The sequence below is a fragment of the Streptomyces sp. NPDC007901 genome (assembly GCF_042959465.1).
GTDB lineage: Bacteria > Actinomycetota > Actinomycetes > Streptomycetales > Streptomycetaceae > Streptomyces.
Genome location: NZ_JBIBKW010000012.1, coordinates 78,305 through 100,612, shown reverse-complemented (window position 1 = coordinate 100,612; position 22,308 = coordinate 78,305). Strand labels below are relative to the sequence as shown.

14 protein-coding genes, 1 tRNA gene and 1 pseudogene are annotated in these 22,308 nt (G+C 66.9%); 1 reads left to right on the top strand and 15 read right to left on the bottom strand.

The window, feature by feature from the left end:
* The first annotated feature begins 896 nt into the window (after window positions 1-896).
* A complete protein-coding gene (locus ACFZDK_RS33680; protein WP_390977692.1) occupies window positions 897-1,334 on the top strand; it encodes a hypothetical protein in 438 nt (145 codons plus the stop codon).
* A gap of 100 nt (window positions 1,335-1,434) precedes the next feature.
* On the opposite strand, the gene ACFZDK_RS33675 is transcribed toward ACFZDK_RS33680, so the two are convergent.
* The 15 genes and pseudogenes from ACFZDK_RS33675 to ACFZDK_RS33605 form a co-directional block, all read right to left on the bottom strand.
* A complete protein-coding gene (locus ACFZDK_RS33675; protein WP_390977691.1) occupies window positions 1,435-2,787 on the bottom strand; it encodes an endonuclease domain-containing protein in 1,353 nt (450 codons plus the stop codon).
* A gap of 145 nt (window positions 2,788-2,932) precedes the next feature.
* Window positions 2,933-3,015, bottom strand: a tRNA-Leu gene (locus tag ACFZDK_RS33670).
* Between the two features lie 356 nt (window positions 3,016-3,371).
* Complete coding sequence (locus tag ACFZDK_RS33665; protein WP_390977690.1) at window positions 3,372-3,599, bottom strand: hypothetical protein; 228 nt, start codon at window positions 3,597-3,599, stop codon at window positions 3,372-3,374.
* Window positions 3,600-4,299: 700 nt separating this feature from the next.
* Window positions 4,300-5,130, bottom strand: a pseudogene (locus ACFZDK_RS33660) (IS110 family transposase); the annotation flags it as partial.
* 189 nt (window positions 5,131-5,319) lie between these two features.
* Window positions 5,320-5,853 carry a transposase gene (locus ACFZDK_RS33655; protein ID WP_390977689.1) on the bottom strand — a complete coding sequence of 178 codons (534 nt, stop codon included), beginning with the start codon at window positions 5,851-5,853 and terminating at the stop codon, window positions 5,320-5,322.
* Window positions 5,854-6,265: 412 nt separating this feature from the next.
* Window positions 6,266-6,481, bottom strand: a complete 216-nt coding sequence (locus tag ACFZDK_RS33650; protein ID WP_390977688.1) for a hypothetical protein — start codon at window positions 6,479-6,481, stop codon at window positions 6,266-6,268.
* 186 nt (window positions 6,482-6,667) lie between these two features.
* Window positions 6,668-8,911, bottom strand: coding sequence for an ATP-dependent RecD-like DNA helicase (locus ACFZDK_RS33645; RefSeq protein WP_390978076.1), 2,244 nt, complete (start codon window positions 8,909-8,911; stop codon window positions 6,668-6,670).
* A 172-nt stretch (window positions 8,912-9,083) separates the two neighbouring features.
* Window positions 9,084-10,268 carry a Wadjet anti-phage system protein JetD domain-containing protein gene (locus ACFZDK_RS33640; RefSeq protein ID WP_390977687.1) on the bottom strand — a complete coding sequence of 395 codons (1,185 nt, stop codon included), beginning with the start codon at window positions 10,266-10,268 and terminating at the stop codon, window positions 9,084-9,086.
* Window position 10,269: 1 nt separating this feature from the next.
* Complete coding sequence (locus ACFZDK_RS33635; RefSeq protein ID WP_390977686.1) at window positions 10,270-13,686, bottom strand: ATP-binding protein; 3,417 nt, start codon at window positions 13,684-13,686, stop codon at window positions 10,270-10,272.
* Complete coding sequence (locus ACFZDK_RS33630) at window positions 13,683-14,309, bottom strand: DUF4194 domain-containing protein (protein WP_390977685.1); 627 nt, start codon at window positions 14,307-14,309, stop codon at window positions 13,683-13,685. The genes ACFZDK_RS33635 and ACFZDK_RS33630 overlap by 4 nt, the downstream gene beginning before the upstream one ends.
* Window positions 14,306-15,787: a DUF3375 family protein gene (locus tag ACFZDK_RS33625; protein ID WP_390977684.1), complete on the bottom strand. Its 1,482-nt coding sequence runs from the start codon at window positions 15,785-15,787 to the stop codon at window positions 14,306-14,308. The genes ACFZDK_RS33630 and ACFZDK_RS33625 overlap by 4 nt, the downstream gene beginning before the upstream one ends.
* A 650-nt stretch (window positions 15,788-16,437) precedes the next feature.
* Window positions 16,438-17,193 (bottom strand): hypothetical protein, encoded by a 756-nt coding sequence (locus ACFZDK_RS33620; RefSeq protein ID WP_390977683.1) that lies wholly within the window; start codon window positions 17,191-17,193, stop codon window positions 16,438-16,440.
* Window positions 17,194-17,773: 580 nt separating this feature from the next.
* Entirely contained in the window at window positions 17,774-18,451 is a 678-nt protein-coding gene (locus ACFZDK_RS33615; RefSeq protein WP_390977682.1) for an AIM24 family protein, read from the bottom strand.
* 870 nt (window positions 18,452-19,321) lie between these two features.
* Window positions 19,322-19,471 carry a hypothetical protein gene (locus ACFZDK_RS33610; RefSeq protein WP_390977681.1) on the bottom strand — a complete coding sequence of 50 codons (150 nt, stop codon included), beginning with the start codon at window positions 19,469-19,471 and terminating at the stop codon, window positions 19,322-19,324.
* Window positions 19,468-21,849 (bottom strand): 2OG-Fe(II) oxygenase, encoded by a 2,382-nt coding sequence (locus ACFZDK_RS33605; RefSeq protein ID WP_390977680.1) that lies wholly within the window; start codon window positions 21,847-21,849, stop codon window positions 19,468-19,470. Before ACFZDK_RS33605 ends, ACFZDK_RS33610 begins: the two co-directional genes overlap by 4 nt.
* Between the last annotated feature and the right edge of the window lie 459 nt (window positions 21,850-22,308).

Sequence of the window (22,308 nt, the reverse complement as noted above, 5' to 3'; positions counted from 1 at the left end):
GCGAGGCTGTGGAACTCGGGGGGTGACCACCGTGGCGGACGTGGCCGAGGTGGCCCGTTGTTCCGAAGTGAGGTCAGTGGCCACCTCGCGGGCGAGCGCCGCCAGCGACTGCCATCCCGCTTCCCCCTGTGTCTCTCGCCCTGCCCTGTCGTTGATCCTACTGGGCGAAAAGGTCTCTTCCCGGGGCAACTGACCACCAAAGCACGCCCGGTGGACTGGCGCAGCCCGTACGGCCAGCGCGCCAGCTTTCCGTGAAGGACTGTCAGTTAGCCACCAGAACCGGAACCTGAGAGGTAGGGCAGGTCAGTCGTCTGTCATGGGTGGGCATGGCAGTCGTGCTGCGGGCACTCCGGCGATCAGTCCTCACGAGCGGACAGGCCGTTCTCAGACCTCCCAGGGATCTTGCCGGTCGAGCGCAGCCAGCACGCGAGTCAAGGCGCGGAGATCGAAATCTGACGCTGGAAGAACACGTGGGTCTGGCGGTGCTACGCCACCACATGCAAGACCAGTTCGCCCGGCAGCTCAAAAGCCTGGACCCGTGAAATCCGGCTATAGCAGTATCGGCGGATTCCAGGTGCGGGACCAAGTTGTCCGCGTGAGGGCGTACTGTAGTTCGGTATCGCGAACTCGCAGCAGGAATCACCATGCCGCTTTCGACAGAACAGTCCGTCAGTGTTTCCGTTCAGGCCGGCTCAGTCGTGCAGCGTCGGCCGCAGCGGTCGGCTGTCCGTCATGGCCAGGCGTCCTGTGCCGACTACGGCTGTACCCGGGCTGAGTGCCGTCAGGCGGCACTACGGGCGCGGCGTCGGCGTAGGCAGGACCGTCTGTGTGGTCTGCCTGCCCGTGTGCCGCCGTATGCAGCGGCGCGGTGGGCGGTTCGGCTGCGGGAGCGGGGGATGTCCGCGCAGGACATCGCCGACCGGGCCGGCTTGTCCGTGACCCTCATCCGCCGCATCCTCCGCGTCCCTGAGCAAGGCCAGGCGCCCCGGGACATCGCTCGCATGACCGCTGACGCCGTGCTCGGCATCCCACTCCCTGCACGCCGCGCGCCTAGCGCCCCGGGCCTGACCAGCGCCTCGGAGTCGTCGCGGTTGCTGGCCGATCTGGCGCGGGCCGGATGGCCAGCCGCTGCACTCGCCCAGCGCCTGCGTGTCCATGCCCGTACCGTCGCAGAGGTCCGTGAGAAACGTCGCCGTCTCCGGCTCGATCTGGCAATGCGGATCCGCTGCCTGCACCGTGAACTGGTCGGCATCGACCCTGTCAGCCAGGGCATCCGCCCCGCCGACGCCGCCCGCGTCCGCACCGCAGCTGCCCGACACACCATCAAGGGCTGAGGAAACCACGGGTCGTGGGCGTCCGCTTGGGTCGGCTGCGGAATGGCACAGCCGACTGGTGGGCGTGAGCGACTGTGGTGTCAGATTGGGTGCTGTTTCCTCAGAACAGGGCCTGGCCGTCACTGCTGGTGTCGGCGATGACGGGCCGGGACTGAGCGGGTAGGTCATCGATGCGGTCGGGTCCGGCCGCTGCGGCCACGGCCGGCGCCGTCTCGGCCAGCCAGTTCCGGAACTGTTCGGCGGCTTCGCGGTAGGGGACGTGCGCCAGGACACGGTGCTCGCCGGACGGGCAGAAGTCGACGGCGACCGTGAGGACGCAGGCATGGGGCGCGTGGTGACTGCCCGTCCACGAAACGCGCAGGGCGCCGCAGGGTTTGCGTCCGCGGGAGCTGCGGGGATCGCGGTGGGTCGGGCGTTGTGGCCGGCACGCTACATGGGCGGTCCATGCCGCGAGATGAGGCAGTGGCAGGGTGGTGCGGGCGCGGCAGCCGGGACAACGGTGCCAGTGCCGGAGCCAGTCGGCAGCGTGGTTGTCGAAGAGGCGTGTGTAGTGGCCGGCCACGCGGATGTCGTTGCTGTAGAGGTGGTCGGGGCGCTCGTGCGTGTTGCAGGACTGACAGACCGGGGCCCGGACATAACCGTGTTCATGGCAATGGTCCAGTACGGCCGCGGGTGCGGTGCGGCAGACAGCGCACGCCCACCCGGCTATCTTCCGCGCCATGCCGGGCTTCCTGCTGAGCACCGAGTACAGCTGGCCCCGCAGTTCCCCGTTATAGGGACGCAGCGGGACGGTTGGGGCATCGGGGCTCGCCGTCTGCTCGCCGTCGGCGGCCCAGGTCTGTCCAGGGCGGTCGGATGGCTCGGTCACGGCCGTGTTCGCCTGGCGGGCCTGCCTGGCATGTAGCCACTGCGTTTCCGTGTGGGCTGCCTCATCCAGGAGCCTGACCACCGCGCGTGGCAGCCACCACGACCGCACCGTCCGGCCGTGGGGCCGTTCTACAAGCAGCCTCCGCCAGTCGATCCCCACCAGATGGGACGGCCGGGCGTCTCCACCTTGTCCTGGGCGCCCGGGGCGGCCCGCTTCCTGCAGATCCCGGGAGATGCGCGCACGCCACGGTACCAGCGTTCCCTCGTTCTGTTCCTGCTTCAGCGCGCGGCCGAACGGGCCGATATGGACCAGGTCCTGGCGATCCATCTCCACGGCGCGCATCTCCGCCGCCGCCCGGCGCACCTCCCTTTCCGAAACGCTCCACGAGCCACCGCTGGCCTCCACCATCGCCACCACACGCCGGCCGAGCACCACGTACCCCGTCTGGGCATGTACGGGAAAGGAGGTGAACACCGCTGAGGCCGTCGGCACAACGCTGCCGGCCGTCAAACCGGCCCACAAGGCATCCGCTGCGCCCAGAGAGATCAACCCGTCCGCGCGGCCCGCGGTGACACGCTCTGACATACCGCCAGGCTAGCCCCCCGGCGCAACACAGCAATTCCCGGCCCCGTCACCGGAAACCCGTCGCATTACATCCCCGGATTCTCCAGCCGCGAGAATTACCAGTTCTGGCTGGCCGTGCCACCGGGCCCGCGCTCTGTCGTTGAGGTAGGAGTGGAGGGACTCGAACCCTCACGTCCATAGGACACCGGGACTTGAATCCGGCGCGTCTGCCAATTCCGCCACACTCCCCAGCACTCCACTGCCCACCGCGCCTCGCCCCTGCCCCGGGCTCGACTCAGCCCGGAAGCAGAGGGCGAACCCGTTTACCGCCGTCACGCCATAAACGGACCACCGTGCCGTGAAGCGATCACCACAATATCCCACCAACTCACCGCTCCCACCTACTTCGTGGCCTCCAGCGTCTGCCACATCCAGCCTGCAGGGCACGCCACCAGCGGAACATGATCACGGCAATACCGTCTCAGACCCCGCGGATTACACCGGCGCGTGGCAGAGCGTCAACAAGGCGCCCGGGCATGGTAGCGACAGTGGGCAAGTGCGCCAGTGAGGACCGGCGTTCACTCAAGAGGATGACCGCTGGAAAGTCAGGAGGCGGCTGGTGGGGATACAGCCAGGATGTTGCGCACCGCTACCGGGTCCAGTCCGGTACGCCCGGCGATGTACTGGACCGTCTCCCCTGCTTGCCGGGACGCGACGATGGCGGCCCTGAGGTCCCGGCGCGCTGCTTGCAGGGCCTCCTGCGCTGCCGTCACCGTCGCCGCCGCTGCCTCCAGCTTGTCTCCCCGCGGCGCGTCCGCGGACTGCTGCGCCATCCGAGCGGGGCCTGCGTAGCCGGAGTGTCTGCATTCTCGGCAGGGGGAGCCGTCCGGACGGGACCAGCGGTAGCCCAGGGACGTCCGGCGCGTTCTCCCGCGTCGGCGCAGGACGGGCGGTACGCGTGGCTGTCACCGTCGCAAAGGTCATGGAAGCACCCTCATCATCGCCATGCAGCACTATGCGAGAGCGTTTTCCCCCGAATGTATCCCACCGGTCCGTGTGCAGCCGGCCCACCACCACCGCCCGGGGCTCCCTTGGACACCGACTCGGCCAGGTTCTCCGCGAGCTAACGCCACGCGCTGCGGTCCATGAAGTCTCGCCATCACGCCATGTGTTCGTCTCCCGGTCATACGTCCGTAGTGTCGATGCCACCGTGAACCGCACCACTGCAACCTCCGCCCTCGTGCTCACACAGAGAGTCGCTCGACACCCATCACCGTCAACGGCAGCTCATAACGCATAGCCTGAAGCGTTCCACAGCCCACCGACAACACCGGCCGCGGGTAAGGAAGTGAGCCGTGGAAGAGTCGGGGCCGGGCCAGCGCCCACACGTCGCAGAGAAGTGCAGTGAACTCGAAACGGCAGAAGGGCGTAGCAGAGATCGAAGCTCCCGCCACCGTGCCTGGTGGCGGGAGGAGCTCGGCAAGGTAACCGGGGGGGTGCTTCTATCTCTCCGGTCAAGGTCTGTGGGCGTGGTCAGGCTGTTCGTCCGTGCCCGGGTTGGTAGAGGGCGCGGTGTTTGAGCATGGCGTGCAGGACGTCGACGCGACGGCGGGTGAGGCAGATGAGGGCTGCGTTGTGGCGCTTGTTTTCCGCGCGCTTTCTGTCGTAGTAGGCCCGCGATTCGGGGCTGCTCAGCGCGGCGAACGAGGCCAGGAACAGGGCCCGTTTGAGCATTTTGTTGCCGCCGCGGGGCGGTCCTTCGCCCCGGATGGAGGTCCCGGAACGACGTGTGGTGGGGGTCAGCCCCGCGTAGGAGGCCAGGTGGGCGGCGGTGGGGAACGCGCTGGCGTCGCCGACCTCGGCCAGGATGCGGGCACCGGTCCTGACTGCGACCCCGGGCATGGAGGTCAGGACCTTCGCGAGAGGGTGGGCCTCCAGCAGGGCCGTCATGCGGGTCTCCAGGATCTCGCGGCGCTTGAGGAGCACGGCGAGCGACTCGGCCAGACCGGAGATGATCTCGCCGGCCGAGGCCGTGCCGGGGACCTGGACGGTTTGCTCGGCCAGGGCGGCATGGATCTGTCCGGCCAGCTCCCGCGGGGTCCGCATGCGTGGGGCCGCGTCGGTCATGACCTCGATGAGCTCCTCGGTGCCGGCCCGGGCCAAGGCGGCCGGGGAGCCGAACGTCTGGAGCAGGGCCAGGACCGCCGGGTGACGCAGCCGCGGTCCCAGGACGCGTTCCAGGGCCGGATGGATCGAGGTGAGCAGTCCGCGCAGCCGGTTGGAGGTGCGGGTGGCGTCCTGGGCGAGATCGTCGTCGTAGCCCAGGACCATGCTCAGTTCGGCCCGCACGCTTTCATCTGTCAGCGGTCACGTAATTCCCCAGGATCTTCATGATCAGCGTCATGTAATTCCCCACCTGGGCTGAGGCCGTGACGGGCCGCCCGACGGCTGAGTGTGCGGCTGGTCCGGTCAGTCAAGGGCGCCTTCGGCGGCGCTCCGCGCTGGCCTTGCGGCCACCCTGGACAGCCCTGACCAGCCTGAACGACGGTCTGGCTATCGGGCGGCCCGGGAACCTCTGGCGCCCTGGGGATGCCGACGCACGGTCATCGTCCCCATGTCCACGGCGGTCGCGACGCCGCCGTCCCGGTGGCCCATTACGTGACGTTTGGGGTGGGGAATTACGTGACCGTCGACATCATCGGCTTCGATGCTGTGCAGCAGGTGGGGCATGGTCCGGGCGGCATCGGCGATGACGTAGGCGTCGCGGGCGTCGGTCTTGCCGGTGCCGGGATGGCAGTCGGCCAGGCGGCGCATGGACAGGCCGGGCAGGTAGGCCACCTCGCATTCACAGGCGCGGGCCACGGCCACCGCCAAGGTCCCCACGGATGCGGGCTGGTCGACCACGACCAGGACCTTCCCCTTGCGCTTGAGACGGGCGAAGAGCTCCCGCAACTGGGGCTCACCGTTCGGCAGCGGCTTGTCGAAGGTGATGCGGCCATCGGCCAGCACAGCCGTGCCGTGGTGAGCGGACTTGCCAACATCCAGGGCACAGAAGACGTCGATCGACGTGAAGTTGTTGCTGGTCACCGGGCCTTTCCTCCTCCCGGGCACAACGAGTGGCCCGCTCGGGCACCGGAGATCGGCAGCCACATTACGCAGCCCTGCCCGTGGGCGGACACGCTTCCATCAGCGATCGACCGGTGCCGCCGGGACCAGCGACAGCACCCCCCGGATCATCAAGGACAGGGGCGACGAGTCATACCGGCCCCGAAGGCCACGAACCCGAACCGGGTTCTACGACGAAGGTAATGGGCGACCGCGCCGAGTGTGTCTGCCTGCCTCCCCATGCCTGTGGGCAGGCACCGTCCGGAAGGCGCGCCGGACCGTGGCGGCTGGTAGCCCATAGCGCACCAGCCGCCACAGCTATACCCGCCCCTGGCTGGCAGGAGAGGCTGCTGACGTGAGCCACCTCGCCCGTTGGGCAGGGTCAGCTCTGTGGTCAGGGCCAGTTGGGGTGGTGGCCGGACGGGTTCTGGGAGCGCGGTTCGAAAGCCTGCTGGTCAACAGCATGTGCATGGGCTGGACGGGTCTTCTGCGGACGGCCGGTGGACGTGGTGGTGTCGTGGGTCCATTCGCCGTCGCCGAGGATGAGGACCGGGTCGAACATGATGATCGCCGCGGCCACGACCAAAAAAGCGATCGGGCCGATCAGCATCGACAGATGGGTGTTCGGCCGAGTGGAGACCATAACGGGCACGCTTGCGGCTTTCCGGGCAGTCACCGTTCGGGCCGTCCAGTGGCCGTAGCCTCGTCGGCGACATGCATCGGAGTGAGCTGCCTTTCCAATTGGAGACATGGGCCGTGCTCGGCCTCCTCAGGGTCCGTGTCAGGGTAATCCGGGTTACGTAGGGGTGAGTCGGTGGTCGAGTGCGGTGTGTCGTCGGCCGGCGCTGATGGTGCGGACTGCTTGGCCGAGGGCTTTGCGGGAGCCGACGAGTACGACGAGTTGTTTTGCTCTGGTCACGGCGGTGTAGAGGAGGTTGCGTTGGAGCATGGTCCAGGCTGAGGTGGTGAGGGGGATGACGACGGCGGGGTATTCACTTCCCTGGGATCGGTGGATGGTGACGGCGTAGGCGTGTGCGAGTTCGTCCAGTTCGTCGAAGTCGTAGTCGATTTCTTCGTCTTCGTCGGTGAGGACGGTGAGTTTCTGTTCTTCGGTGCTGAGGGTGGTGACTACACCGACGGTGCCGTTGAAGACGCCATTCTGTCCCTTTTCGTAGTTGTTGCGAATCTGGGTGACTTTGTCGCCGATTCGGAAGGTGCGGCCGCCGAAGCGGCGTTCGGGCAGTCCTTCGCGGCCGGGGGTGATGGCGGCTTGCAGGAGGGTGTTGAGGTTGCCGGCTCCGGCGGGGCCGCGGTGCATGGGGGCCAGGACCTGGATGTCGCGGCGCGGGTCGAGGCCGAATTTCCGTGGGATGCGCCTGGCTGTGACGTCGACGGTGAGGTCGGCTGTGGTGTCGGTGTCGTCTTCGGGGAAGAGGAAGAAGTCGGGGAGGCCGTCGGTCAGCGGGGGGCGGCCCTGGTTGATGCGGTGGGCGTTGGTCACGACGCCGGACTGCTGGGCCTGGCGGAAGATTTTGGTCAGCCGTACGGAGGGGATGGGGCTGTGGGGGGCGAGCATGTCGCGCAGTACCTCGCCCGCGCCGACGGAGGGCAGTTGGTCGACGTCTCCGACGAAGAGGAGATGCGCGCCGGGCGCGACTGCTTTGGCGAGTTTGTTCGCCAGGATCAGGTCGAGCATGGATGCTTCGTCCACGACGACGAGGTCTGCTTCAAGGGGCCGGTCGCGGTCGTAGGCGGCGTCGCCGCCGGGCCGCAGTTCCAGCAGGCGGTGGACAGTCGAGGCGTCTGCGCCGGTGAGTTCCGACAGCCGTTTCGCTGCCCGGCCCGTGGGGGCGGCGAGGACCACTTTCGCTTTCTTCGCCAGGGCGAGGGTCACGATGGACTTCACCGTGAAGGACTTGCCGCAGCCCGGACCGCCTGTCAGGACTGCGACTTTCTCGGTCAGCGCCAGTTTCACTGCCTCCTGCTGCTCCGGTGCCAGTTCCGCGCCGGTCCGGCGTGCCAGCCAGCCCAGTGCCTTCGTCCAGTCGATGGGTGTGTCGCTGCGGGGTGAGAAGGCGGGCATTTTGTCGGCGTCGGTGCGCAGGAGTCTCAGGAGCTGGTTGGCCAGGGAGGTCTCGGCACGGTGGAACGGCACCAGGTAGACGGCTGTCACCGGCTGTCCGTCCGAGCCGGGGACGCTTTCGCGGACCACGCCGTCTTCGGTGACAAGTTCGGAGAGGCAGTCGATGACCAGGCCTGCTTCGACCTGGAGGAGTTTGACGCCATCAGCGATCAGCCGTTCCTCGGGGAGGAAGCAGTTGCCCTGGTCGCTGCTCTGCGAGAGCGCGTACTGCAAGCCTGCCTTGACCCGCTCGGGACTGTCGTGGGGGATCCCGACGGCCTGGGCGATCTTGTCGGCGGTCAGGAAGCCGATGCCCCAGACATCGGAAGCGAGCCGGTAGGGCTCGTTCTTGACCACCCCGATCGAACTGTCGCCGTACTTCTTGAAGATCCGCACCGCAAGGGAAGTGGAGACACCCACGCCCTGCAGGAAGACCATCACCTCCTTGATGGACTTCTGCTCCTCCCAGGCGGCCGTGATCAGAGCGGTCCGTTTCGGGCCGAGCCCCGGCACCTCGACCAGCCGCTCCGGCTCCTGCTCAATGACATCAAGACTGTCGATGCCGAAATGTTCGGTGATCCGGTCGGCGAACCGAGGCCCGATGCCCTTGATCAGCCCCGACCCCAGATACCGCCTGATCCCCTGAATAGTGGCCGGCAGCACGGTCGTGTAGTTCTCCACCGCGAACTGCTTGCCGTACTGCGGATGCGACCCCCACCGCCCATACAGCCGCAACGACTCACCCGGCTGCGCCCCCAGCAGCGCCCCGACCACCGTCAGCAGGTCATTCGCGCCGCGCCCGGTATCGACCCGGGCCACCGTGTAGCCGGTTTCTTCGTTGGCGTAGGTGATGCGCTCCAGCACCCCTTCCACCTCGGCGAGCTGCCGCTGCGGCACCTGGGCCGTACTCACGCCCATCCCCCGATCCTGTTCTGCCCCCATCCAGGGACCTACGCTATCCACCCACGCTGTGCCACTTCGCCCAAGCCCACGTTTAGGCAGGTGCACGTCATGCCGCGGCGCCCGCTGATCGGCTCGGTGCGCGGCGCTCACTCACGCTCAAACCAGGAGCCTGCCGCAGGCGCGGTGCCTAGTGGGGCTCGTTGAGGGCGTCTTCGAGCAGGTGGAACCGGACGCGTTCTTGTTCGAGTCGCACGTTGGGGCCGAACTCGCCGTCCACGAGGCTGCCGTAGACATCGGCTTCGTCCGGAGTGAGCGTGCCGAGCGGCTGGTGGGTGGGGGCGTCTTCCTTTACCCACTGGCCGCGGTGTTCCAGGAGAATGTCCCGGTTCATCAGGATGGACTGGGTGTGCGGGAAGGTCCGGCGCAGCCGGTCGAGGATGGTGAATCCGTGGGTGTCCAGGTCGCCCCAGTACACAAGGCGCATGCCGTGTAGCCAGTTCAAGGCGGACAGTTGGGTGACGGCGTAGCCGCTGCCGTGGATCACGATGCTGTGGGGCTGGTCGGGGAAGGCGAGGTAGGTGGTTTCGTTCTCGACGACGTACACGGTCGTGATGCCGGGCGGGGGCGCGGTGAACTCATCGGCGCGAACCGTGAGTTCCTTGAAGCCGGCCAGCGAGTGGCCGCCGAGGATTCGGAACCGCAGGTAGGCGGGCTTGCGCAGGAAGCGGAAGCGGGCGGCGAAGTCCGTGCGTGCGGCCTCGGTGTCGATGCGGTCGTCGGGTAGGCATTGTTCGAGCAGGGTGGTCAGGATGGCGCGGTGGCGTTCGATGAATTTGGTGTCCACGGCGGGTACGTCGAGCTGGCGCAGGTAGACGGCTGGGCCGCGGTAGTTGGTGATCCAGCGGATCGTGGCCTGTAGGCGGTGCCAGTCGGCTTCCCGTTGGAGGACCTGCATGGGGTGGGCGATCATCCAGCCGGCGAGCGCGGGCACTGATTCCCGGGCAGAGGCCAGCAGGGTTTGGTAGCGGGCGACCGTAGGGGTGACGCCCAGTAGCCGCCAGAGGTCGTGGCGGTCGTCGATCCAGACGCGGTCGGGGATGTTGTTCACGCCGGCGAGTCGTCCGCCGAGTCGGCGGTATTCGATGCGCAGGTGCCGGTGTGCGCTGGGCGCCCACGATTCAGTCCAGGCGAGGACTTGATCGTAGTGGCGGGTGATGTCGCCGGCCTTGGGGCCGCGCAGTGGGATCACGACAGGTTCCCAGGGTGCCTGGTCGGCGAGTTGGGTGAGGTAGGTACCCGTGTTCCAGCGTTTGCGGAGGCGTTCGAGGACGGCCTGCGGCGTAGTCCAGTTGGAGTTTTGATGCGTCGTCATCTCAGTCTCCCTGTCCGGCGGCGGGCTGCAGGCCTGCCAAGGTGCGGGCAAGGCGTTCTTGGCGGTACTGGGCAATGGTCAGAGTGCGCAGGCGGGAGTGGTGTCCGCTGGGGTTGTCGACGAAGCCGACGGCGGAGACGTAGGGCTCGATGACATGGATCTTCTGCAGCGGCGTGACGATGAGGAGTTGCAGGCCCAGGCGTTTGAAGAGGTCCAGGGCAAAGCGGGCGGATTCCTCCGAACCGCGCCCGAAGGCCTCGTCGATGACCACGAAGCGGAAGGTACGGCTCCTGCTGTGGGTGGTGTCGAGCTTGAACTGGTAGGCGAGGGAAGCGGCCAGGATGGTGTACGCGAGTTTCTCCTTCTGCCCGCCGGACTTGCCGCCGGAGTCGGAGTACACCTCGTACTCGGAGTCGTCCTCGCGGCGTCGTTCGCTGGCGCTGAAGACGAACCAGTACCGCACGTCGGTGACGCGCTTAGTCCAGCCGCGGTCGCTGTCCGCGTGGCCTTCGCGGCCCTTGAAGCGTTCGATGAGGTGCTGGACCTGGTGGAACTTCTCCTCGGAGTACAGTTCGGAGTCATCTCCGGACAGGACGTCGTCGGTACAGGCGCGCAGCTCCGCGGTGAACTCCCGGATCTCGGTGTTGGGCGTCTGCTCGGGCTTGAGCATGATGTAGCGGCCCGGGTTGTAGTCAATGCCGGCCAGCGACTCGTTGATGGTGTTGATGCGGTCGCCGATCTCGTCGGCCCAGATGTTCAACTGCGCGTGGAATCCGGCGATTTCGCGGATCACGTTGGTCTTCAAGTAGGTGCGGAACTGGTCCTGGAAGCGCGGCAGGTCGTCGGCGACGAGCTGCTGGCACAGGGCACGGTAGCCGGGGGCGGAGGCAACGGAGGCGTCGAGTTCGCTGGTCTCGACCTGATAGGTGGTGCGGAAGGAGCTCATCTGGGCGGCGATCGTCTGGGCGAGGCGGGTCTGCTCCTTGGTCCAGCGGTGCTTGTGCGCCGTCATCTCCTCGCGCAGCCGGGTTTCGGTTTGCACGCACTCCTGCGCGGTCCGGCACGCCAGGCGGGCGGTGGTCAAGCGCTGTTCGAGGGCCGGGAAGTGGGCCTGTGCAGCGCCGGCGGCCGGTTCGTCGAGTACCGCGCGGGCCTCGTCGCGGGCGCGTTCAGCGGCGTCGCGCTCGCCGTCGACCCGTCCCCAGCTTTGGCTGGCCTTCTCGTAGGCGGCTCCCTGTTCGGTGATTTCGTCGGCGATCTCGGTGAGGCGGCGGGTCAGTTCGTCCAGGTCGTTGGAGGCGGTTTGCAGGCGCTGCTTCTCCGCGGTCAGCTCGGTGATGCGCCGTACCGCGGACGGCCAGTCGATCTCGCTGTAGTCCAACATCGCCGTCAGCCGGTCGAGGATCTTGTCACGACTGATGGCGTCCTCGTAGGCGGCTCCCAGCCTGCGTTTCTTCTTCTCCATCTCGCGCTGGGCGCCATGGACCCGTCCCGCCTGATCCAGGAGGGCATCGATCTTCGCCTGGTTCGTCCAGCCGAGCACATACGTGCTGCGGTCGTCGATGCGGGTGGTGTCGTTCTTCTCGTGGCGGCCCCGCACCCCCTTGATCAACCCCTGTGCGGTGATGGCTAGTTCGGCGTGCCGGAAGTCCTCCATCGTCGGCACGCAGGCGTGGGAGGCACGGCGTTCGAGCTCGCTGGCCAGCCACGGGGCGAACGGCGAGTCCTCGCGCACTTCGAGCTTGGTGAACAGCGCCGTGGACGCACCGGTGGGCAGGCGCCGCGGCGGGAGCTTGTCCGGGACGCGGAAGTAGACCAGTTTCGTCCCCAGGTGGTGGTCGTTGATCCAGTCGGAGACGCGAGCGTACTGATCGCCGGGGACCAGGAGGGACACGGCGAAGCCGCGCAGCAGCCGCTCGGCGGCTCCGGCCCACGCTTGTTCCTCGTCTCGGACCTGAATGAGTTCGCCGGCGAAGGGCAGGGCACTGTCCTCGATGCCGAGTTCGCGGCTCAGGCGGGCGCGTACCTCCAGCTGCTTGCGGGGGATGTTGCTGCGGCGCGTGCGCAGACTGATCAGGTCTGCGTTCAGGTCTTCGGCCCGCTGCTTCAGCTGTGCGGCCTCGACTGCGAGCGTCTCCAGGGCAGTGCGCGTCTCCTGTGTCGTCGCGGCAACGTCGTGCTGGGCCCGGGCGATCTCCTCAAGGCGGTCGGTGAACTGCGCCTTATCACTGACCGGGGCCAGCTCTGCCTGCTCCAGAAGGGTTGCGTGCTGGCGGGCGCGCTTCTCCTGAGCGGCGCGCTGCTGCTCCGTCTCCTCGATCTGGCGCTCCAGTTCGCCCAGGCGCCCGCCGCCCAGGCCCTCACGCTGCATTTCCCACCGGCGTTCCTGGTCCCGCAGCCGCTCCAGCTCGTCCTTCGCGGTCTTCTTCTCGCCCTCCAGGCGGGCGAGCATCCGCTCCGCCTCGGCGCGCTGGGCTTCGTGCAGCATCGACGTGCGCTGGGCGATGAAGTACCGCAGGGCGGCCTGCTGGGCGTCGGCCTCCTCGATGCGTGCGGCCAGGCCCTCGTAGGCGTCGCAGTCCTCAAGCAGAGGGGTGAGGGCCTCGATCTGGGCACGGGCCCGCTGAACGGAGTTGTAGGTGGTAGTCAGAGCGTCGAAGTGGCTCACGATGTTGTCCGCCATCGCCGCCGCATCGAACGGTTCGAGCATGTGACTGCGCACGAACTCGTCCAGGCTGCCCACCGACTTCATCGACACCGTCTGGTGGAAGAGCTCCAGCGCCTGTTCGGACTCGATGCCCATCCGGCGCCGGAAATCCTTGCTGTAGGGCGGGAACGTCTTGTGGACGCGGACATCGCCCGCTTCGAGACGCTTCTTCAGCGCCCTCACCTCGGTGCCGAAGTCAGCGAAGTCTCCGGCGACGGACAGCGCCCGGTCGGCGACGAGGAACAGCCGCTCGGGGCTGGTGGCGTTCCCGTCGGCCAGCCAGAACACCTGCCCCAGCGTGATGGTCGCCGCCAGCGCCGGGTTCGTGAACACGCCCAAAATGACGGAGTAGCTGCCCGGCTTGCGCAGCGCCACCGGCTTGGTCGTCCCGGTGGTCTCGTTGCGTTCGGACTTGTAGTGGCCCAGCACGTAAGAGCGCAGGCTGCGCTCGCCACTCTCCGCACCGGCCGCCTTGTTGTAGGCGATCTTGCGGGCGGGCATGAACAGCGTGGTAATCGCATCCACCAGGGTGGACTTTCCGGAACCGATGTCACCGGTCAGCAGGGCGTTGGCGCCGCCGAGGCCGAACGACCACACATGCTTGTCGAACGTGCCCCAGTTGTAGACCTCCAGACGCTCCAGCCGGAATCCTGCCGCAGCCAGGTCGGCGGAGGCACTCGTGTCGGCAGGGCCAGGCTGGGCGGGGATCACTGCTGCTTCTCCTGGGGGGTGTGGGTAGCCGCGTACTGGGCCAGGTTCGTGTCGAAGTCGGCGAGCCACTGCCCGTCGACGAAGGCTTTGATGATCCGCTGCACCTCGAACAGCTGCTCCTGTCCGCGAGCGCGGCGCAGGAACTGCAGGTCCACCACCTTGTTGATGTGGCCGTCGATCTGGTCGACCAGGCGTGCCTCGTTGCTGCCGGCCGGGAGGAACATGCGGATCATCTCGACAATCTCATCCCGGGTGATCATCAGCCGGGTGCCGTCGGCGCCCGCGTCGAACTCGGCAAGCCGCTTGCGCAGCAGCACGACCAGTAAACTGACGGGGTAAGACAGCGAGCGGCGGGGCATCAGCCGCGGCGGGGCCATGCGGGGATCGCGGACGTCGTCCTCGTCGTCGGACTTCGACTGGAGGAAGGCGTAGCCCTCCATCTCGTCGATCACCACGCGCAGCCCCATGACGTCGACATAGTCCTTCACGCCGGCACTGTGGTGCAGCAGCGCGTCCCAGGCCCGCTCGTGCTGGTCGCGGAAGACCGGGCCCTTGAGTAGCTGGTTGACCGGTAGCGAGAGGGAATACGGCTGCTGCGGGGTGGGGGTGGCAGGTGTGGTCATCGCCCCTCCTTCGGGCTGGATACCCAGACGATGCCGGGGCTGGTGCGAGCAAAGGTGACCACGGGCACGGTGGCGACCTGCTGGACGTCGTCCTCGCCGATCCACGTGATCTCTTCTTGGCGGTGGTCGTCGAACACGGTGGTGAACCCGTCGTCCGGTAGCGCGAAGTAGGCGACCAGTTCGGCAAGCCCCTGCTCCAGGGGGTGCTCGCGCAGCGTCTCGGCCAAGGACACTTGCGTGCGCAAGCCCAGGGCGTGGTGCACCGCGGCCGTGAGCCGGGCGGGATCCACATACACCGCCTCGAACAAAGCGTCGGCGGTGAACTCCTCGTCCCCCGCCTCGATGCCGGTGCTGTCGATCGGCGCCTTGACCACCGGCGTATACAAGGGCCGCTCCATCGGCAGGGCGATGGCCGGGGCTGCCGCATCGATCTCGGCGACCAGATTCACGCCCGGCACGTCGCGCAGGGCCAGGGCCTGCGTCTCGATCGCGCGCACCAGTTCCAGGACGCGGCGGTCTTCCGAGCGCACCTGGTCGTCCAGGAATCGGCGGAGCTGATCCGACAGTTGCCGTACCGTGGCCTGGGTACGTTCGGCGGCCTCCAGCCAGTCCCGGGCCATGCGACGCATCCTCGGATCGGGCTCGCCGATAGCCTCCATGGCCTCAACCTCGGCCAGCAGCGTCTTGAGTTCGTCCTGACGGCTCGGAGCAAGGAGGAAGTCGTAGAACGCCTGGAAGGTCCGCCCCTGGTCCGACTCCGCGATGCTCTCGCGGCTGCCCAGCACCTCATCCAGGAGTTCGCCCTTGGCCCCGTCCCACGCGGCGATCTTGCTCCGCAGGTCTCGGTCCAAGTCCCGGAAGTTCGCCTCAACCTCGCGGAAGTCGGCCAGCAGCCCATGCGCCGTCGCCGTCACCTGCTGGTAACGGTCCCGCAGCGCCGCGCTGTCCAGGACGTCCACCTCGCCGGCTGCAACACGCTCGATTTCCTGGTCGATTTCATGCCGTCGCCGCGTGAGCTCCGCCAATCGCGCCTCGGGGTCGGTTTCTGTGCCGAACGTCATCTGCCGCAGCAGATCGAAGATCGTATTCAGGCGCGACTCCGTACCGACGAACGAACGCTCCTCCAGCGACCGGACCCACGCGATCGCCTTTTCAACCGCAGCCGTAGCGTCATAGTGCGGCTCGTCCGACTCCGGCGGGTAGTACTTGCGCAGCCAGCCATTCCCCTGCCCCGACCAGTCGTCAAGATACGCTTTCGCAGACTTGGGAAACGTGCCCTGCCCCAGCCGGCCATTGAGTGCAAACAGCTCGTCGTCCAGCCGTTCGACAAGCTCCGCACCCGCAATCGAGCGCGCTCCCTGCTCGACGAACACCTTGTTGAAGAAGCTCAACATCAGCGCGGCGTTGTCGGCCTTCAGCAGCCGCCAAGCAGCGCTCTGCTTGCGTAGGGCGACCAGACGGTCGTAGTCCAACTCCATACATCCTGCCCTCTCACTACCCCGGCGGGTACGACCGCATTTCCCGCCCGCCAACGGCGGAACCGCACGCCCACTCGGCCGCCACCCATGCCCGCGCAGCCATGCATCGTCATTCCGCGCCGATACAAGAAACCGTAGAGGCCACCACTGACAACCGAGCCCGGCAGAGTCAACGAGTGGATGGGGCAAGGCGACCTCTGGGCAGCAAAATGCCAGACCGGAGGGCAGACACATCCGGATCTCAGATAGCTCCCACCCCTTCGCCACCGCACCCGTTACGAACACAATTTCGATCCCCTGCCTCTGTCATCTGCGGGAGCAAGAAACCATCCCATCGCACCCTGATCACGACAGGTGAGAGCAAACAGCCCACCACCCTCGACCAGGACCCGCACGGCCATCACGAACGCGACAGACGGGCTGCCCGCTGCGGTCGGGCGTGAGGGCAAGATCACCGTCCGGGCCCGGGCGTCGCCCCACACCCTGGTAACTCCGGCTCCGGGCTCCACACCCACCCAGCCGACGCGGTGACGTCATACACTCTCGCCCAACGCCTTGTGCACCCGGCGATGTCACCGAGTACAGAAGGCGGTAGAGCGCGACGGGGCTGGTCAGCCTGAACCACTCTCGACGTTAGTTGCGCGTCCTCGTCACGCCGCCAAGAGCGTTGCTGCCTCCTCCGCCGCGGGGGGCGCGAGGAGCGGGAAAGCACAGTCCTCGGGGCGCCGGCCCATCCGTTGCAGCGTGACCGCCGCGAGCAGTGCCACACCTGGACCGGTCACCGGCGAACGCTCCATTCCCACGTAGTAGATCCCGTTCTCGTCAGGTTCGACGTCCAGGCGGTCGAGGCTGACACACAGGGCGGCACAGAAGCCCCACAGGTCAGCTCGCAGTCCGCTGGAGATGTCCGTGCGGACCCAGACGAGAGGGTGCGGCGCGCCCTGTTCGTCGTAACCGATGGCGACTGCCGCCCCCACGCTCTCGGGCAGTGGGTAGGCCTCCTCCGGCACATCCTCGGCCGTGCCGTTGAGCGCGTCGGTGATGAGTGTGCGCAGCGCCGCGATCACCTCATCGTCGCCGCGCCAGCCGTGCAGCGCCTCGTAGGCGGTCCCTTGGTAGAGCTCGCGAACGTTCTGGCTCCGTTTCGGACGCACAGGTGGATCGACTGCCGAACAGTCCTCCGGGGCGATCCCCTCCAGGCCGGTCTCGACGTAGGTGATCCCGCCCTTCGAATCCATCGTGATGGCGGACCAGCCGTGCTGGATGTATTCGGAGAATAGCCTTCGGACAAGGCGTTCCTTCGCCTTGTCGGACAGCCCGGGGACCGTGATGACGACGATCAGGCCGCGAAGGACGATGAGCCATGCCTGGTGATCTTCGATCAGTTCCCCCTCGGAGAAGGACACACCCAGAACCTCTCCGAGGCTCTCGACTGGCAGAGCCCACGCGTCGTGAGCCCGCAGCTGAGTCGTTGCCTGTGACTGCTTCAAGCAGGTTTGGGCATTATTCGTGATCGTGTGAACCGAATTGGACACCACGATGCTTCCTCTCGCCAGAAAATTGGGTAAACCGAGTCTTCGGCGAGAGGTCACGCAGTGTCCCATAAAGTAGGTGAAGCTCTTCTCGTGTGACCAGAAGCAGCCAGGCTGCGGACCGTCATACCGGCCTCAACGCATGTACCCCAGCTATATCGCTTCTCATCAGCCCCGTACTACCCCATTCTTGACGGCTCGCACAGGTTCATCCAGAGATAAAACCCTTTCCGCGACCTGCGCGGCCCCGGGGCAGGCGGTCCGGACAGCCTCGGTATACGCGCTCGCGCGATCCCGGCACACGATCTCCGCGCTGGGGTGCTCGTGCAACCACGTGATGAGGGCCGCCGCGGTGCGGTCCGGCATCAAAAACAGCCCTCGTCCCCGAGGGTCGATGCATCAGTCATCACACTTCGCGACACCACGACATAGACAAAGCAACGACTTTGGCACTTCAACGCCGCTGTTCCTTCTCCGGTGTCACCTCGCTCGGCCGTACGACAACGCACCCCTCACCTTGCAACATCAACTGCACGACCTCGCCGGAACCGCCCCTCAGCATCGACCCGATGGACTGCGAACGGTGCAACGAGGTCCGCAGCGCTGCCGTCCAACCGACCACCGCGTCCGTGTCGACGAACACCGGGTACTGAGCCGACACAGGTATGACGAGGGGATTCCCTTCGCACATCAGCCCCAGCCGGCCCTGCCCCGTGAAAACACTGTTGAACAGCCCACCGCCGGCCATGCCCGCACCCTTCACCATCGCAACCCGGTACGACAGCGAGGCGTCGAAACACAGCACGTTACGACCGTTGACCGTGAACTCGTCACCAGTCTCGACCTCGACGATGAAGCAATTCTGCGCCTCGTGCGCGAACCACGCCTCGCCCTGCCCCCGCACCACCATCAGTGGCAACCCCTCACCCGTCACCGCGCGCTTGAGCATCCCTCCCACACCCTGGCCCTTGCGCTCGAACTTGAGGCTGCCGCGATAAGCGACCATCGCGCCCTGGCGGGCAAACATCTCGCCATACACCGCGTACTTAATACACTTGGCGTTCTCGACACTCATGCCCGCTTCCATAACCGGTTGAACCATATGTTCACCGGAGAAAAGAGAACCTTTCATACAAAAAATCCTAACCTAGAGATACAAATCGCACTAAAAAGCGAACAAAATCATCGGACACGACAAGCGGAATGAGACAGAAATACCCGCTGGTACATTCCCTGGAACAACTCCGAGCGATTCGCGATCCATTCCTCCTCCCTCATCTACGCTGACCGCATTCTTCGCACGTGTCCGGAGTCGGCCTTTGGGTTCCTCGCTGAGCCTTCACTCCGGAATCCACCGGATTTCCGGAGAAGTGACGTCGACGACTCCGGAGCGCTTCATGCATTAGACTAAAGATGCTCACAGAAATAAACTTCAAAAGTCAATCTCTTTCCGGATGGGGCAGCACCCCCACTTCTTACTGCACCAGCAACATCAGGGCGGAGAAAAGATTTCACATGTTAGATATATTCCGTAACCAAAAAAGGGGAAGGAGCCTTCCCTAATGTATGTAGCCAGTCGTGTGGCCCTGACTCCGTTCGGCGTGCCGGATGCGACGGTGAGGGGCTGGCTCGATAACAGAACCAGTCCCCGAAGCACTGTCTACGAAGGGTGCTGACCAGGCGTAGACAGCTCTGCCTACAGCACTTCCTCGTAACTCCAGGCATAAGCTCTCCGCTCGTCAGGTACTACGGAGGACAACACTTGTAGTTACGGCGCCGAGGTCAGAAGAGTTCACCCATGACCTGGTGAAACACGCGGACGTCTGAGTCACGGCTGTCTAGAAGTCCGGCATTGAAGTTCCCGCCTGAGGTCGGACAGCGGGTGTTTACACTGCAGGGATGAGGTCCTGCTAAGGCGTCCCCCGGAGTGTAGACACAGGGGCTCATGCTGCAATCGCGAGTTCATCTGCTCGTAGGCGCCGCTGTTCGAACTCTGCTGGTGCTAGCTGACGTCCCGATCGCGGATGAGGTACTGCAAGGTCAGGATGGCCTTGACGACCACCGCGATCTGTCGGGGGCTGCCGCGGAAGTCGCAGGCCCAGTCGTTCGCCCTGACATCGACAGCCGCCCTCAGCCGCGCGACTGGGGTCATTTGTCCCGCAGCCACGCCAGGTCGGTCTCGGCGCGGGTGCGGGCCGCCTGTTCGCGGGTGAAGACGGCCTTCGTCTTGGTCAGGACCAGGACGTAGGGGCGTCCCTGGCGCCGGGTGGTGTGGGAGACGGGCAGGCCGGCCTGGTCGATGCGGCTGTGGAGGTGGCGGCGTCCGTCTTTCGCGAGCGGCCATTCCATGACGTGGCGGGTGCGGGAGGTGAGGAAGGCGTCCAAGTCGGGGCAGAGTCCGCAGCCAGTGCGGCATGTCCCGGTCGGGGTGAGGGACCAGTCGTCGGCCGCGCGTACGGGGCGGGTGAGGGCCGCGATGAGCCGGTCCTCACAGTGGTCGGCGAGGGTTTGGAAGGCGCGGGCGGCGGGTGCGCCGTCGCGTATGGTCGCCGGGTGGTGGGCCGCGGTGCGCAGGGCGGGGAGCAGGCATTCCAGGGCGGTGTCCGGCAAACCGCGCAGCGTGGCGGCCATGGTGTCGGCGGTCTCGGGCCCTGCCGCCTGCAGGATACGGGCCAGTGATACGCCGAGCCGCTCCATTCCTGTGCGGCGCTCCGTCTCGCGGCCGATGCCGAGCCAGCTGGTGAGCTGCCGCTCGACTGCCTGCCAGGCACCTTCGGCCAGCGGCGAGGCGATCGCGTCCCCGTCGCCGTCGGCCGCCCGCAGCGCGGTGCACAGGCCGGGCAGCGATTCGAGCCAGGCCGCGCGGTCGGCCCCGGTGTACGCGCCAACCGTGCCGAACCAGCTGCTGACGGCCCCGCGGGCCCACGTCCGTCCGTACCGGGCGGCCGCTGCCGCGAGAGCCGGGGCGTGCCGCTCGCCCAGGGTCTCCACCCCGAATGGCGCGAGGAGCATCGTGGCGGTGGCCGCTTCCCGCAGTCCCACCGCGACGGGCAGGGCGGCGGCGAAGAGCGCCGCGGCCGCGTCGCCCGAACCGTGGTGCTTCCAGAACGGGGCGAGTGACCGGGCGAGCGTGCGCGCCCGGTCGAGGTCTCCGGCATCCAGGTGGCCCTGAAGTTCCCGCAGTGCGCCCTCGGAGCCGGCTTCGGCGCGGGCCGTGAACGAGCGCTGCCGGGGCCACAGGACCACGGCGGCCCGCCGGTACCAGCGGTCGAGGGTGTTGCCGTAGTTGCCCATGTAGCCCTCGTACTCGGACTGGTAGGGCGTCAGGTCCTTGTTCTCGGTGGTGGCGCACACCTCGGCGTATGCGACGGGCAGGTTGATCTGCTCACCGCCGGTGCCGTCCGGGCGGGTCCACCAGCTCAGTGTGATCTCGTCGTCGATCAGGTCGTTGAGTTCGTAGTCGGAGAAGTCGCCGCTGCGGCGGCGCTCGGCGCCGGGTTCCCCGTCGGGGTCCAGGAGGCATTCACCCTCACACTCCTCGTCCTCGCAGTCGTCGTAGTGCTCGACCTCGCCGTAGTAGTCGTAGCGGTCGTACGGAGCATGCGCGTCCCAGGTCTCCTTCACCTCGGCCAACGCGAGGACCGCTTCACAGTCCGTCTCTGCGGCGGCCTGGCGGAGCAGGGCGGTGCGGGTGGCGTCGGCTCCCTTGAGGCGATCCCAGTCCAGGCCGCGCTGGGTGTACTCGTGGTCGAGTAGGTACACGAGGCGGTTCGGGGGCGCGGCCTTCTGGCGGCCGTAGGCGTAGCGCTCTTCGGCCGGCTCGGTGAAGTGTCCGGTCAGGCAGTGGGCCAGGTCGGCGACCGAGTCCCCGTCGTCCTCGCCGGCCGGGCGGACGCGTTCGGCGAGGAGGTTCATGGCGAGGGTGACGCGGTAGCCGGACTTGACGGGCCTGACCTCGTGCAGACAGTCCGCGTAGAAGGCGGCGAAGGTCAGCTTCTCCCTGGACGCCTGGTGGACGACGCTGCGGTCGGCGTGCGAGACGACGAGTTCGCCGCCGGTGTGGTGCGAGGGCAGCGAGACGACCAGGGTGCCCACCATGGAGTCGTCCTTCTCGGAGTCCTGGTGCGGCAGGAAGAACTGGCCCTTGCCGTAGACGAGCAGTGCGTGCGGCTCGGCCCGCAGGACGGTGGTGGGCGGCAGACCGAGCGCGGTGCGGACACCGTCGAGAACGCCATCCAGGGTGCGGCCCCAGTCAGTGCCGCCGAGCGTGACGCGGTCCGGGGTGATCTCCCAGGTGTCGCGGACGCTGGTGTCGGACAGGGTCTGCTCGCCCCGGCCGAAGGATGCCTGCCGGGCCTGCGCGATCAGTTTCTTGGTGACCGGAGCACGCAGCGGCAGCGACAGTTCCCCCACCCCCTCGACCTCGATGCGCAGCGCTCGGGCCGACATCTCGATGCAGGTGCTGAAATCCCCGCGCCGCTGCGCGTCACCGAGCAGCTCCGCCAGCTGCCTCCGCGCTCCGTGTCCCATACTGTTTCGTCCCCCAGGGGCGCAGCGTGCCGTCTGGCCTGTCCAGGAAACCCTAGCGCCGCGGGCAGCCCTCGTTCCCGGGGAACTCTCCGAGGTACCAAGAGGTCCAGTTCGGCGTTGGTGACGGCGAGCCGACCGGGGCTGTGCTGATATCGCGCCAAGGAATGGCAGTTTCGGGGGATACCGGATGTTGCGAGAGCGCCGGCTGCCGCGCGAGGCGGCGGGGCCTCTGCCACATGGCCCGACCACCGCGCGGCTCCTGGACGGCCCCTGAAACGCTCGGCAGGTCGGTCTCGGAACCATCAATCCCGGACCGCGTCACGCATCAGCCGTCCCGCCTCAAGACATTTCCGCAGGCCGTGATCACGAAAGGCGACCGCCACCAGCAGCGAAGAATCCGCTGGACAGCCCCCCGCCCCTGGCAGCCGACCACCGCCATTCAGTGTCCCGTCAGCGGCT